A 13,662-nucleotide genomic window follows, 5' to 3' on the forward strand; every position below is an offset into this window, starting at 1 on the left:
CTTGCTCCTTCTGTGTCAGGCAGCCGCCACCGCGGCGGCGATTCCTCGGGTAATGCGGGCCACGTCCGGCTCGTCGGTCACGTACGGCGGCATGGTGTAGATCAGGTCCCGGAACGGCCGCAGCCACACGCCCTGGGCCACCGCGGCCGCGGTGGCCCGCGCGACGTCGGCCTCACGGTCGAGCTGGACGACGCCGATGGCGCCCAGGACGCGGACATCAGCGACGCCCGGGGCTTCGCGCAACGGCTCCAGGCCGTCTCTAAGACCGATTTCGATCATCCGTACGCGATCCACCCACCCCCCGTCGGAAAGCAGCCCGAGAGAGGCGTTGGCGACCGCGCACGCCAGCGGATTGCCCATGAACGTCGGACCGTGGGCCAGTCCCCCGCCCTCGCCGGCCGAGATCGCCGCGGCCACCTCGGGCGTGCACAGCGTGGCGGCGAGCGTCAGGTAGCCACCGGTGAGCGCCTTGCCCAGGCACAGGACGTCCGGGCTGACGCCGGCGTGCTCGGCCGCGAAGAGGCGACCGGTCCGCCCGAAGCCGGTGGCGATCTCGTCGAAGATCAGGAAGATGCCGTGCTCGGTGGTGGCCTCCCGCAGCACCCTCAGGTACTCCGGGTGGTGGAAGCGCATCCCACCCGCGCCCTGGACCACCGGCTCGACGATCACGGCGGCGACCTGATCGGCGTACGCGGAAATCATGCTCCGGAGGGAATCGGCGTAGCCGGGATCGAACCCGGCGGGAGGCGGATCGGCGAAGATCTGCGCGGGCAGCACCCCGGTCCAGAGCGCGTGCATGCCGCCGACCGGGTCGCAGACGCTCATCGGGTGGAACGTGTCGCCGTGATACCCGCCACGCCAGGTCGCCAGTTTCTGCCGGCCGGGACGGCCGAGGGCCCGCTGGGCCTGCAACGCCATCTTGATCGCGACCTCGACCCCGATCGAGCCGGAGTCGCAGAGGAAGACGTGCTCCAGGCCGGCCGGGGTCAGGTCGACCAGCGTCTTCGCGAGCGTGACGGCGGGCTCGTGGGTGAGGCCGCCGAACATCACGTGACTCATCCGGCCGGCCTGGTCGGCCAGCGCCGCGTCGAGCACCGGGTGCCGGTAACCGTGCACCGCCGCCCACCAGGACGACATGCCGTCGACCAGCTCCCGGCCGTCGGCCAGGCGCAGCCGGACCCCGGCCGCGCTCTCCACCAGGTAGGGGTCGCTGCGGCCGGGCATCGGGCCGTAGGGGTGCCAGACGTGCGCCCGGTCGAGCGCAATCAGGTGGTCGCGCCCGGCCGGGGTCATCGGGCCGAGTGCGTCCGGGCCGGGCGGGCGCCCTGCGCGACCGCCTTCACCAGGTCCGGTCCCTTGTAGATGAAACCGGAGTAGAGCTGAACCAGCGTGGCGCCGGCGTCCAGGATCCGCGACGCGTCGTCGGCGGACATGATCCCGCCCACCCCGACGATCGGCAGCCGGCCGCCGGTCTCGTCGTGGACGAACCGCACCACCTGGCGGGCCCGGTCGGTGAGCGGCCGCCCGGAGAGCCCACCGGTCTCGGCGGCCAGGTGCTGGTCGCCGGGGGCGAGCCCGTCGCGGGCCAGGGTGGTGTTGGTGGCGATCAGGCCGGCCGCGCCGTGCTCCAGGCACACCTCGAGCAGCTCGGCGATGGCCGGTTCGGTCAGATCCGGCGCGATCTTGACGAGCACCGGGACCGGGCCGGCGAGCTCCTTCAACAGCGTCGTCAGGAAGTCGCGGTCCTGGAGACTGCGCAGGCCCGGGGTGTTCGGCGAGGAGACGTTGACCGCGATGTAGTCCGCGTAGGGGTGCAGCAGCCGGTACGACTCCAGGTAGTCCTCGACCGCCTCGTCCAGCGGCGTGACCTTGGACTTGCCCAGCGAGACGCCGAGCGGCACCCCGATCGGCCCCAGCTCCTCCAGCCGCCCGGCCAGGGCGGCCGCGCCGGCGTTGTTGAAGCCCATCCGGTTGATGATCGCCTCGGACTCCCGCAGCCGGAACAGGCGCGGCTTGTCGTTGCCCGGCTGCGGCTTCGCGGTGACCGTGCCGACCTCGACGAAGCCGAACCCGAGGGCCGGCCAGGACGGCAGGGCGACGCCGTTCTTGTCCATCCCGGCGGCCAGGCCGACCCGATTGGGGAAGCGGACACCGAACGCCTCGACCGGGGCGGAGAAGGCGTAGCGGCGGCGCATCACCTCACGGGCGGCCGGCGGCATCGAGGCGAGCCGGTGCAGGGTCCACTCGTGCGCGGCCTCGGCGTCACCGCCGCCCAGCCGGAACAGAACCGGCCGGACGGCGGAACGGAAGAGGTTCATGCGCGGTCACTCCGCAGGACCTTGTGCAGGTCCTGCAAGGGGCGAACCGCCAGGTCGCCGCGCATCAGGGCTTCGATGCCCATGACGGCGGCGGCCGCGCCGGGCACCGTGGTGATGCACGGGACGTCGGCGGTGACGGCGGCGCTGCGGATCTCGTAGCCGTCCTGGCGGGCGCTGGCGCCCGAGCCCTGCGGGGTGTTGATGATCAGGGCGATCTCGCCGGCCAGGATCAGCTCGACGGCGTTCTGACCGGCGCTCTCGTAGTGCTTGGGGACGATCTCGCAGTCCACGCCGTACCGGCTGAGCACCTCACCGGTGCCCGCCGTGGTGACGATCGTGAAGCCCAGGTCGGCCAGCCGCTTCACCGGGAAGATCATCGAGCGCTTGTCCCGGTTCGCCACCGACACGAAGATCTTGCCGCTGGTCGGCAGCGACCCGTACGCCGCGGCCTGCGACTTCGCGAACGCCTGACCGAAGGCGGTGTCGATGCCCATCACCTCGCCGGTCGACTTCATCTCCGGGCTGAGCAGGCTGTCCACGTTGTTGCCGGCAAGCGTGCGGAACCGCTTGAACGGCAGCACCGCTTCCTTGATCGCGATCGGTGCGCCGGCCGGGACCGAGCCACCGTCCCGGTCCGGGATCAGGATGCCCTCGGCCCGCAGCTCGGCGATGGTCGCGCCGAGCATGATCCGGGCGGCCGCCTTGGCCAGCTGGACGCCGGTCGCCTTGGAGATGAACGGGACGGTCCGCGACGCCCGCGGGTTGGCCTCCAGGACGTAGAGGGCTTCGTCCTTCAGCGCGTACTGCACGTTCATCAGGCCGCGCACGCCGATGCCCCGCGCCAGGGCCTCGGTGTAGCGGCGGACCTCGGCCAGGTGCGAGGCGGCCAGGGTGATCGGCGGCAGCGAGCAGGCCGAGTCACCGGAGTGGATGCCGGCCTCCTCGATGTGCTCCATCACGCCGCCGATGTACACCTCGCCGGTGGCGTCGCAGAGCGCGTCCACGTCGATCTCGACGGCGTCGTCGAGGAAGCGGTCGACCAGCACCGGGTGGTCCGGGGAGATCTCGGTGGCCCGCTCGATGTAGCCCTTCAGCGTGGGCTCGTCGTAGACGATCTCCATGCCGCGGCCGCCCAGCACGTACGAGGGGCGGACCAGGACCGGGTAGCCGATCGTGTCGGCGATCGCCTTGGCCTCCTCGAACGAGGTGGCGGTGCCGTGGTCGGGCGAGCGCAGGTCGTTCTCGGCCAGCAGCGCGCCGAACAGGCCCCGGTCCTCGGCCAGGTCGATCGACTCGGGCGAGGTGCCGACGATCGGGACACCGGCCGCCTTCAACCGGTTCGCCAGGCCGAGCGGGGTCTGGCCGCCGAGCTGGACGATCACGCCGATCACGCCGGGGCCGCCGGCCGCCTTGCCGGAGCTGTCCTCCGAGTGGAACACCTCGAGGACGTCCTCGAACGTGAGCGGCTCGAAGTAGAGCCGGTCCGCGGTGTCGTAGTCGGTGGAGACCGTCTCCGGATTGCAGTTGACCATGACGGTCTCGAAATCAACCCCACGGAGCGCCTGTACGGCGTGGACGCAGGAGTAGTCGAACTCGATGCCCTGCCCGATCCGGTTCGGCCCGGAGCCCAGGATCAGCACCTTCGGCCGGTCGCTCGGGGCGACCTCGGTCTCCTCGTCGTACGACGAGTAGTGGTACGGCGTGTTCGCCGCGAACTCGGCCGCACAGGTGTCCACGGTCTTGTAGACCGGGCGCAGCCCGAGCCGGTGCCGCAGCGCCCGTACGCCGTCCTCGCCGGCCAGTTCCGGCCGCAGCGCCGCGAGCTGCAGGTCGGAGAGCCCGGAGCGCTTGGCCTTGCGCAGCAGTTCCTCGTCGAGGACCGGGGCGGCCAGGATCTCCGCGCGCAGGTCGACCAGCGCCTTGATCTCGTCGAGGAACCACGGGTCGATCCGGCCGCTGGCCGCGTGCACCTGCTCGACCGTCGCACCGAGCCGCAGCGCGGCCTCGACCGTGTAGAGCCGGCCGTCGTGCGGGATCTTCAGGGCTTCGAGGGCCTCGTCGACGTTCTCGAAGGTCGGGGCGGTCCAGAAGCCGGCCGCCTTGGTCTCCATCGACCGCATCGCCTTGTTCAGCGCCTCGGCGAAGTTGCGGCCCAGGCTCATCGCCTCGCCGACCGACTTCATCGTGGTGGTGAGTTCCTTGTCCGCGCCCGGGAACTTCTCGAACGCGAACCGCGGGATCTTCACGACCACGTAGTCCAGGGCGGGCTCGAACGCGGCCGGCGTCTGCAGCGTGATGTCGTTCGGGATCTCGTCCAGGGTGTAGCCGATGGCCAGCTTCGCGGCGATCTTGGCGATCGGGAAGCCGGTGGCCTTCGACGCCAGGGCCGAGGAGCGGGAGACGCGCGGGTTCATCTCGATCACGATCATCCGGCCGTCGTCCGGGTTGATCGCGAACTGGATGTTGCAGCCGCCGGTGTCCACGCCGACCTCGCGGAGCACCGCGATGCCGAGGTCCCGCAGCTTCTGGTACTCCCGGTCGGTGAGCGTCATGGCCGGGGCCACGGTCACGCTGTCGCCGGTGTGCACGCCCATCGGGTCGACGTTCTCGATCGAGCAGACGACCACGACGTTGTCGTGCTTGTCGCGCATCAGCTCGAGCTCGTACTCCTTCCAGCCGAGCACGCTCTCCTCGATCAGCACCTCGTGCACCGGGGAGGCGGCCAGGCCGGCGCCCGCGATCTGCTCCAGATCCTCGGCCGAGTGGGCCATGCCCGAGCCGAGACCGCCCATGGTGAACGACGGGCGGATGACGACCGGCAGGCCGATCTCGGCCACCGTCTCGCGGACCTCGTCCATCGAGTGACAGACCCGCGAGCGCGGGGTCTCGCCGCCGGCCTTGGCGACGATCTCCTTGAACAGCTGGCGGTCCTCGCCCTTGCGGATGGCGTCGACCTTGGCGCCGATCAGCTCGACGCCGTACTTCTCCAGGACGCCGCTCTCGTGCAGGGCGATCGCGGTGTTCAGCGCGGTCTGGCCGCCCAGCGTCGGCAGGATCGCGTCCGGGCGTTCCCTGGCGATGACCAGCTCGACGAACTCCGGGGTGATCGGCTCGACGTAGGTGGCGTCGGCGAACTCCGGGTCGGTCATGATCGTGGCCGGGTTCGAGTTGACCAGCGAGACGCGCAGCCCCTCGGCACGCAGCACCCGGCACGCCTGGGTGCCGGAGTAGTCGAACTCGCAGGCCTGGCCGATGACGATCGGGCCGGACCCGATCACCATCACATGCTTGAGATCCTCACGCTTCGGCATTGGTGGCTCAGCCCTTCTTCTCGACGAGCTCGACGAAGCGGTCGAACAGGTAATCCGCGTCGTGCGGGCCGGCAGCGGCCTCGGGGTGGTACTGGACGGTGAAGGCGGGCACCTCGATGCCCCGCAACCCTTCGACCACGTTGTCGTTGAGGCAGACGTGCGAGACCTCGACGCCGCCGAACTCGGTGTCGACGACCTTGTCCAGCGGAGCGTTGACCGCGAACCCGTGGTTGTGGCTGGTCACCTCGACCTTGCCGGTGGTCTTGTCGAGCACCGGCTGGTTGATGCCGCGGTGGCCGTACCCGAGCTTGTAGGTGCCGAAGCCGAGCGCGCGGCCCAGGATCTGGCTGCCGAAGCAGATGCCGAAGAGCGGCACCTCGCGGCGCATCACCTCCCGCGCCAGCCCGACCGGGCCGTCGGCAGTGGCCGGGTCACCCGGGCCGGGCGAGAAGAACACCGCGTCCGGGCTGACCGCGAGCAGGTCCTCGATGCTCGACGAGGCCGGGAAGACGTGCGTGGTCACGCCGCGGGCGGCCAACCGGCGGGAGACGTTGCGCTTGATGCCCAGGTCCAGCGCGGCGACCGTGTAACGGTGCTCGCCCTCGGCCGGCACGGTGTAGCGCTCGCCGGTGGTGACCTGCGCGGAGAGGTCGGCGCCGAGCATCTGCGGCTGGGCCTTGACCCGTTCCTGCAGGGCCTTGACGTCCAGGTCGACCGACGAGATGCCGACCCGCATGGCGCCGCGTTCGCGCAGGTGGCGGGTGAGCGCGCGGGTGTCGATGCCGCTGATGCCGACGATGCCCTCGGCGGCCAGGCGCTCGCCCAGGTCACCCTTGGCGCGCCAGTTCGACGGGCGGCGGGCCGGGTCGCGGACCACGTAGCCCGCCACCCAGATCCGGTCCGACTCGTCGTCCTCGTCGTTGACGCCGGTGTTGCCGATCTGCGGCGCGGTCTGCACCACCACCTGCTTGTGGAACGACGGATCGGTGAGAACTTCCTGGTAACCGGTCATGCCGGTGGTGAAGACGGCTTCGCCGAACGTCTCGCCGACGGCGCCGTACGCCGTGCCGGAGAACGACCGGCCGTCCTCCAGCACCAGAATCGCCTTGCTCACTTGACTGCCTTCCCGTCCAGAACCGTCGCTTCTCCCCGCAGGAAGGTCGCCACGATGCGACCGGGCAGGGTCATACCCGCGTACGGCGTGTTTCCGCTACGGCTCGCCAGACCGGCCGGGTCGACGACCCAGCTCGCCTTCGGATCCACCAGCGTGAGGTTCGCCGGCGAGCCGGCCTTCGTCAGGTCGCCGCCGTGCCCGGTCAGTCCCGCGATCCGGGCCGGTGCGACCGACATCCGGTCGGCGATCAGATCCCACTTCTCGCCGAAGACGCTGAGCACGATGGGGAGCGCGGTCTCCAGGCCGAGCATGCCGGGACGCGCGTACGACCATTCGCACTCCTTGTCCTGCACGGCGTGCGGCGCGTGATCGGTGGCGACCACGTCGATCACGCCGTCCAGCAGCGCCTGTCGCAGGGCTGCGACGTCCTCGGCCGTACGCAATGGTGGGTTGACCTTGAAAACCGGGTCGTAACCGCTGGCCATCTCGTCGGTCAGGAGCAGGTGATGCGGGGTGACCTCGGCGGTCACCCGCACGCCACGGGCCTTGGCCTGGCGCAGCACCTCGACCGAACCGGCCGTGGAGACGTGACAGACGTGCAGGCGGCTGCCGACGTGCTCGGCCAGCAGCACGTCCCGCGCGATGATCGCCTCCTCGGCGACCGCGGGCCAGCCGGTCAGCCCGAGCCGGGTGCTGACCTCGCCCTCGTGCATCTGCGCGCCCTCGGTCAGGCGAGGCTCCTCGGCGTGCTGGGCGATGACGCCGTCGAACGCCTTCACGTACTCCAGGGCGCGGCGCATCAGCTTCGGGTCGGCGACGCAGAAGCCGTCGTCGGAGAAGATCCGCACGTTCGCGGCGGAGCTGGCCATCGCGCCGAGCTCGGCCATCTGCTTGCCGGCCAGGCCGACCGTGACCGCGCCGATCGGCTGCACGTCGACCAGGCCGGCCTCGCGGCCCAGGCGCCAGACCTGCTCGACCACGCCGGCGGTGTCGGCGACCGGCGAGGTGTTGGCCATCGCGCAGACCGCGGTGTAGCCGCCCAGGGCCGCGGCGCGGGAGCCGGTCTCGACCGTCTCGGCGTCCTCCCGCCCGGGTTCGCGCAGGTGGGTGTGCACGTCGACCAGGCCCGGCAGGGCGACCAGGCCGGTCGCGTCGATGACCTCGGCCTTGTGGTCCGCTTCATCGCAAACAAGACCGTCGTTGCTGATGTGCAGGTCCGTCGGCTGACCGCCGAGGATCGAGACGCCCTTGAGCAGGTACGCCATCACTTGCCTCCCAGGAGCAGGTAGAGGACGGCCATCCGGACGCTGACGCCGTTGGCGACCTGTTCGACGATCGTGGAGCGGGGTGAGTCGGCCACCTCGGGCGCGATCTCCATCCCGCGGTTCATCGGGCCGGGGTGCATGACGATCGCGTGCTCCGGCAGCTTGTGGAGACGGGGCACGTCGAGCCCGTAGCGGCGGCTGTACTCCCGCGCCGACGGGAAGTAGGAGTCCTGCATCCGCTCGGTCTGGACGCGGAGCATCATCACCACGTCGCTGTCCGGCAGGACCGTGTCCAGGTCGTAGGAGACCTGAGCCTTCGCCGACACGTCACGGGGAATCAAAGTCGGCGGCCCGACCAGCGTGACGTGCGCCCCGAGCGTGGTCAGCAGCAGCAGGTTCGAGCGGGCGACCCGGCTGTGCAGCACGTCGCCGACGATGGCCACCTTCAGACCGTCGAGGCGGCCCAGGCGCGAGCGCATCGTGTACGCGTCCAGCAGCGCCTGCGTCGGGTGCTCGTGGGTGCCGTCGCCGGCGTTCACGACCGAGCCCTCCACCCAGTTGGCCAGGCGGTGCGGCGCGCCGCTCGCAGAGTGACGGATCACCACCGCGTCGGCGCCCATCGCCTGCAGGGTCCACGCGGTGTCCTTCAGGCTCTCACCCTTCGAGACGCTGGACCCCTTGGCCGAGAAATTGATGACGTCGGCGGAGAGACGCTTGGCGGCCGCCTCGAACGAGATCCGGGTGCGGGTCGAGTCCTCGTAGAAGAGGTTGACCACGGTCCGGCCGCGCAGCGCGGGCAGCTTCTTCACCTCACGGCCGGAGAGCGCGGCCATCTCGGCCGCGGTGTCCAGGATCAGCGTCGCGGTCTCGGCGTCCAGGTCCGCGGCGGAACGCAGGTGCTTGATCACGCCAGGCCCCCGATCAGTCGTACCTCGTCGGCGTCGTCGGTCTCGGTCAGGGTGACCTTGACGCTCTCGCTCAGCGCGGTGGGGATGTTCTTGCCGACGTAGTCGGCGCGGATCGGCAACTGCCGGTGACCGCGGTCGACCAGGACCGCGAGCTGCACCGAGCTGGGCCGGCCGAGGTCCTTCAGCGCGTCCAGCGCGGCGCGCACCGAGCGGCCGGAGAAGAGCACGTCGTCGACGAGGATCACCCGCAGGCCGTCGATCCCACCGGCCGGCAGCTCGGTCTTGCCGAGCGCGCGGGTGGCCTTGAGCCGCAGGTCGTCGCGGTAGAGCGTGATGTCGAGAGAACCGACCGGGACCTCGACGCCCTCGAAGGCGTGGATGCGGGCGGCCAGCCGGTGCGCGAGCGGGACACCCCGGGTCGGGATGCCGAGCAGCGCGGTACCGGTGGCGCCGGAGGTCTTCTCGAGAATCTGATGGGCGATGCGGTCGACGACCCGGGACAGGTCGGACCCCGCCAAGATGATCTTGCTGGGCGCGTCTGCGCGTGGCTGTGCCACGGCGGACCTCCTTCCCCGCCTCACGGGACGGGTCGTTAAAGGACGTCTGAACGGGCGGTCTCCCGCCCGATGGCTGACGCTACGTTACCAGTGGATGAAGCCGTGACCAGGGTGACCTGCCCAACCCGCAGACAAACCCGACAAAACCAACAACTAGGGATACAGCCGGTAACTTTGGTGCGGCCCGCACGACTCATCGGTAACCAACACTTGACCGGCGCTCGCAAACTCCGTACCGTCACGCAGCGTAGCGATCCGTGAGGAAGAACCCTCCGGGCCGAGCACAGTACTGGGAGTGTCCGAATGCCGTCTGAGTACGCGAAGTCGCTGGGCGCTCGCCTGCGCTCCATTCGCCAGCAGCAGGGCCTGTCCCTGCAGGGCGTCGAAGAGAAGTCGAACGGCCGCTGGAAGGCCGTCGTGGTCGGCTCGTACGAGCGCGGCGACCGTGCGGTCACCGTGTCCCGTCTGGCCGAACTGGCCGACTTCTACCGTGTTCCCGTCTCCGAGCTGCTGCCCGACGGCAGTGGCATCCGTCTCGAGGCGACCAACAAGATCGTCCTGGACCTCGAGAAACTGTACGACACCACCGGTGAGGACCTCGCCTACGTGGCGCGGTACGCCCGGGCAATTCAGCAGCAGCGTGGTGACTACAACGGCCGGGTCCTCTCGATCCGCGCCGATGACCTGCGCGCCCTCGCCATCGTCTACGACATCTCGCCGTCCGGCTTGATCGAGCGACTGACCGAGCAGGGCGTTCTGGTGGCCGACCCCCGGGCGTTCTTCGCCAGCTGACATCAGCCGCACCACCGGCTGATACTGCTTCACGACAGAAGAGCCCGCGTCGGCCCCCCAAGATCGACGCGGGCTTACTTCATTTCTTGTATGGATTCATCCGGCGCTCGCCCCGCCGCGGCGCCCCTCGCGCGCCCGCGCCGGACCGCCTTCGCGGCAGCACCCCGCTCCCCTCGCGCCGAACCGCCCTCGCGGCAGCGCCCCCGTTCCCCTCGCGCCGAACCGCCCTCGCGGCAGCGCCCGCACTCCCCTCGCGGCAGCGCCCGCTCTCCCTCCGCCGGACCGCCCCCGCGGCACCGCCACTGCTCCTGCTCCGCGCGTGATCGTTCCGCGCCGAGCACGAGCCCCGCAGACTCCCCGCGGCCGCCGTCGAAGCCCCGCCCGCACGCCGTGATTCCATTCACACCCGGCCCGCCGCCGACCGGCGCCCGTGTATCACACGCCACCGATCAACCCGCTGACACGCAGCTCACTACAGGTCAGACCGCCCACGGACCGCTTCCGGCGACCCGCCCGTGACATTCCGGCGCGATGCGCCGACGTTCCGGGCCGTGGCGCGCCTGCCGGCTCGGACTGGTTCTCACCGTGGGCCCACAGTCAGCGGAAGCCGCCGGGCCCACGGACAGCGGAAGCCGCCGGACCCGCGGGCAGCGGACTTCTGGCGCGTCGCGCGGCTCAGGGCGTATCGAATCGGATTTCTGGGGTTGGGAAAACGAAACGGCCCGGACCGAAGCGGTCCAGGCCGTTTTGCGCATTTCTGGTTTTTTATCGCGTGGCGAAAGCCGCGATCCGATCCAGCAGACCGTTGAGGAAGCGCGGGCTGTCGTCGGTCGACATCTCCTTCGCCAGCTCGACCGCCTCGGTGATCGCCACCGGGTCATCCACCTCGGGCTCGAACAGCAGCTCGTAGACGGCGATGCGGGCGAGGTTGCGGTCGACCGCGGGCATGCGGTCGATCGTCCAGCCCTCGGCGTAGCTGGCGATCAGCTCGTCGATCCGGTCCAGGTGCTTGGCGACGCCCTCGATCAGGGTGACCGCGTAAGCCAGGTGCTCGGGATGCGGCTTGGCGATCCGTTCGAGGTACGTGACAAGCACCTGGCTCGGCGGCAGATCACGAAGGTCGGCCTCGAAAAGGACGTCCAGCGCCCGCTTGCGCGCCTTGCGACGCGCCAGCCGTTCCTTCTTGGGACCTTCCGCCATCAGCTGCGGCCGAGGTAGCGGCCGTCGCGGGTGTCGACCTTGATCTTCTCACCGGTGGTGATGAAGAGCGGAACCTGAACCGTGGCGCCGGTCTCGATCGTCGCCGGCTTGGTGCCACCGGTCGAGCGGTCGCCCTGCAGACCCGGCTCGGTGTAGGTGACCTCGACGAAGACGCTGGTCGGCAGCTCGATGTAGAGCGGCACGCCCTCGTGCAGCGCGACCGTGACCTCGGCCTCGGCCAGCAGGTAGTTGGCGTTGTCACCGACAGTGGCGCCGGGGACGTGAATCTGGTCGTAGGTGTCCAGGTCCATGAAGACGTAGTCGTCGCCGTCCTGGTACAGGTACTGCATGGAGCGCTTGTCCACGGTCGCCGTCTCGACCTTGGTGCCCGCGTTGAAGGTCTTGTCGACGACCTTGCCGGACAGCACGTGCTTCAGCGTGGTCCGCACGAAGGCGGGACCCTTACCGGGCTTGACGTGCTGGAACTCAACGACGGACCACAGCTCCTTGTCGAGGTTGAGAACCAGGCCGTTCTTCAGGTCGTTGGTGGAAGCCATGTCCTGCCTTGATCTTGACGCGAATCGGTGACCGAACCACTTTACCGGCGCCGCCCTGGTAAGAGCGAATCGGGTCTAGCGGGCAATATGCTCCAGAGCGAGCCGATAGCCGTCGAACCCGAGTCCGACGATCACACCGGTCGCCACGCCCGAGATCACCGAATGGTGCCGGAACTCCTCGCGCGTGTGAATGTTCGAGATGTGGACCTCGACCAGCTTGCCACCGAGCATCGCGCACGCGTCGCGGATCGCGTAGCTGTAATGCGTCCAGGCGCCGGCGTTGAGCACCACGTCGGCGCCCTCGTCGGCGGCCTGGTGCAGCCACTCGACCATCTGGTGCTCGGCGTTCGTCTGCAGGACCTTCACGGAGACGCCCAGGTCGTCGGCGACGGTCTGGCACATGTCCACCAGGTCCTGATAGGTGGCGCTGCCGTAGACGTCCGGCTCGCGGGTGCCCAGGCGATTCAGGTTCGGCCCGTTCAACACGTAGATCATCGCGCCACCTCGGTATAGGCCTGCCGCAGCAGGTCGTCGTCCGGCCCGGCGAGGATGCCCGGTTTCGCCAGGCCGTCGAGAACCACGAACCGCAAGGTTGCGGCCCGCGTCTTCTTGTCGACGCGCATTCCGGCAAGCAGGTCGGTCCAGGCATTTTGCGCGTACGCCGTGGGCAGCTCGAGAAGATCCAGGACCTTTCGGTGACGGGCCGCGGTCTCGTCGTCCAGCCGCCCCGCCAACCGGCCCAGCTCGGCCGCGAAGATCATGCCGACCGCGACCGCGTGCCCGTGCTTCCACGTGTACTTCTCGCGGCGCTCGATCGCGTGCCCGAGCGTGTGCCCGTAGTTCAGGATCTCCCGCAGGCCGGACTCCTTCAGGTCCACCCCGACGACGTCCGCCTTCACCCGGATCTTCCGCTCGATCAGCTCCCGCAGCACGTCACTGCGCGGGTCGAGGGCCGCTTCCGGGCTCTCCTCGACCAGCTCCAGGATCCGCGGGTCGGCGATGAACCCGCCCTTGACCACTTCGGCCAGACCGGCCGCGATGTCCTCGCGCGGCAGCGTGTCCAGCGCGTCCAGATCGCAGATCACACCGGCGGGCGGGTGGAACGCGCCGACCAGGTTCTTCCCCGCCGCGATGTTGACCGCGGTCTTCCCGCCGACCGCGGCGTCGACCATGCCGGCGACCGACGTGGACACCGGCACCCAGCGGACCCCGCGCAGCCAGGCGGCCGCGACGTAACCGGCCAGGTCCGTGGTGGCGCCACCACCGACACCGACGACGACGTCGGTGCGCGTGAAGCCGGCCGCGCCCAGCTCGTCCCAGCAGCGGGCGGCGACCTCGACGGACTTGCCCTGCTCGGCGTCCGGCACCTCGATCGGGACCACGATCCCGGCGCCGGTCGCTTCGGCCACCGCCTCGGCCCGCTCCCGCAACGTCGGCGGGTGGATCACGGCCACCCGGGCGGCGCCCTCGATCAGGCTCGGGAGCTCGCCGTTCAGCCCACGGCCGACTACCACCTCGTACGGACGGTCACCCGCCACCGGAATTCGCGTCACCACGGGCGTCACCCTATCCGCGTACCGGCGGGACCGAATGCCCCGCCGTCACCGGTTCCGCCAGGTGGGCGACCCGGGTTCGCAGGG

Annotated in this window: 12 protein-coding genes; 1 reads left to right on the top strand and 11 read right to left on the bottom strand. The window is 70.0% G+C overall.

Going from position 1 to position 13,662, the window contains the following annotated elements; all coding sequences use genetic code 11:
- Positions 1-15: 15 nt before the first annotated feature.
- The 7 genes from ACH442_RS25605 to pyrR are packed head-to-tail and all read right to left on the bottom strand — an operon-like array spanning position 16 to position 9,497.
- Complete coding sequence (locus ACH442_RS25605) at positions 16-1,293, bottom strand: adenosylmethionine--8-amino-7-oxononanoate transaminase (protein WP_396340631.1); 1,278 nt, start codon at positions 1,291-1,293, stop codon at positions 16-18.
- Entirely contained in the window at positions 1,290-2,318 is a 1,029-nt protein-coding gene (locus ACH442_RS25610; RefSeq protein WP_396340632.1) for a quinone-dependent dihydroorotate dehydrogenase, read from the bottom strand. Before ACH442_RS25610 ends, ACH442_RS25605 begins: the two co-directional genes overlap by 4 nt.
- Entirely contained in the window at positions 2,315-5,629 is a 3,315-nt protein-coding gene (gene carB, locus ACH442_RS25615) for a carbamoyl-phosphate synthase large subunit (protein WP_396340633.1), read from the bottom strand. The genes ACH442_RS25610 and carB overlap by 4 nt, the downstream gene beginning before the upstream one ends.
- A 7-nt stretch (positions 5,630-5,636) precedes the next feature.
- Positions 5,637-6,743: a glutamine-hydrolyzing carbamoyl-phosphate synthase small subunit gene (gene carA, locus ACH442_RS25620; RefSeq protein WP_396340634.1), complete on the bottom strand. Its 1,107-nt coding sequence runs from the start codon at positions 6,741-6,743 to the stop codon at positions 5,637-5,639.
- A complete protein-coding gene (locus ACH442_RS25625; RefSeq protein WP_396340635.1) occupies positions 6,740-8,011 on the bottom strand; it encodes a dihydroorotase in 1,272 nt (423 codons plus the stop codon). The genes carA and ACH442_RS25625 overlap by 4 nt, the downstream gene beginning before the upstream one ends.
- A complete protein-coding gene (locus ACH442_RS25630) occupies positions 8,008-8,916 on the bottom strand; it encodes an aspartate carbamoyltransferase catalytic subunit (RefSeq protein ID WP_396340636.1) in 909 nt (302 codons plus the stop codon). Before ACH442_RS25630 ends, ACH442_RS25625 begins: the two co-directional genes overlap by 4 nt.
- On the bottom strand, positions 8,913-9,497 hold the full coding sequence (pyrR, locus tag ACH442_RS25635) for a bifunctional pyr operon transcriptional regulator/uracil phosphoribosyltransferase PyrR (RefSeq protein WP_396340637.1): 585 nt from the start codon (positions 9,495-9,497) through the stop codon (positions 8,913-8,915). Before pyrR ends, ACH442_RS25630 begins: the two co-directional genes overlap by 4 nt.
- Positions 9,498-9,776: 279 nt before the next feature.
- Here pyrR and ACH442_RS25640 point away from each other — a divergent pair, with 279 nt between their 5' ends.
- Complete coding sequence (locus tag ACH442_RS25640; protein ID WP_014446326.1) at positions 9,777-10,265, top strand: transcriptional regulator; 489 nt, start codon at positions 9,777-9,779, stop codon at positions 10,263-10,265.
- Between the two features lie 765 nt (positions 10,266-11,030).
- Here the strand turns inward: ACH442_RS25640 and nusB are convergent.
- The 4 genes from nusB to aroB all read right to left on the bottom strand — a co-directional run bounded on the left by nusB (position 11,031) and on the right by aroB (position 13,578).
- Complete coding sequence (gene nusB, locus ACH442_RS25645) at positions 11,031-11,465, bottom strand: transcription antitermination factor NusB (RefSeq protein ID WP_396340638.1); 435 nt, start codon at positions 11,463-11,465, stop codon at positions 11,031-11,033.
- A complete protein-coding gene (efp, locus tag ACH442_RS25650) occupies positions 11,465-12,022 on the bottom strand; it encodes an elongation factor P (RefSeq protein ID WP_396340639.1) in 558 nt (185 codons plus the stop codon). The genes nusB and efp overlap by 1 nt, the downstream gene beginning before the upstream one ends.
- 75 nt (positions 12,023-12,097) lie before the next feature.
- Positions 12,098-12,517, bottom strand: coding sequence for a type II 3-dehydroquinate dehydratase (aroQ, locus tag ACH442_RS25655; protein WP_396340640.1), 420 nt, complete (start codon positions 12,515-12,517; stop codon positions 12,098-12,100).
- Positions 12,514-13,578 (bottom strand): 3-dehydroquinate synthase, encoded by a 1,065-nt coding sequence (aroB, locus tag ACH442_RS25660; RefSeq protein WP_396340641.1) that lies wholly within the window; start codon positions 13,576-13,578, stop codon positions 12,514-12,516. The genes aroQ and aroB overlap by 4 nt, the downstream gene beginning before the upstream one ends.
- Between the last annotated feature and the right edge of the window lie 84 nt (positions 13,579-13,662).

The sequence above is a fragment of the Actinoplanes sp. NPDC020271 genome (genome assembly GCF_044388125.1).
Taxonomy (GTDB): domain Bacteria; phylum Actinomycetota; class Actinomycetes; order Mycobacteriales; family Micromonosporaceae; genus Actinoplanes.

Bases quoted from the DNA above. Each gene is read 5' to 3' on its own strand.
- ACH442_RS25605 (WP_396340631.1), bottom strand. From the start codon at position 1,293: ATGACCCCGGCCGGGCGCGACCACCTGATTGCGCTCGACCGGGCGCAC.
- ACH442_RS25610 (WP_396340632.1), bottom strand. From the start codon at position 2,318: ATGAACCTCTTCCGTTCCGCCGTCCGGCCGGTTCTGTTCCGGCTGGGC.
- ACH442_RS25640 (WP_014446326.1), top strand. From the start codon at position 9,777: ATGCCGTCTGAGTACGCGAAGTCGCTGGGCGCTCGCCTGCGCTCCATT.
- aroQ (WP_396340640.1), bottom strand. From the start codon at position 12,517: ATGATCTACGTGTTGAACGGGCCGAACCTGAATCGCCTGGGCACCCGC.
- nusB (WP_396340638.1), bottom strand. From the start codon at position 11,465: ATGGCGGAAGGTCCCAAGAAGGAACGGCTGGCGCGTCGCAAGGCGCGC.
- efp (WP_396340639.1), bottom strand. From the start codon at position 12,022: ATGGCTTCCACCAACGACCTGAAGAACGGCCTGGTTCTCAACCTCGAC.
- carB (WP_396340633.1), bottom strand. From the start codon at position 5,629: ATGCCGAAGCGTGAGGATCTCAAGCATGTGATGGTGATCGGGTCCGGC.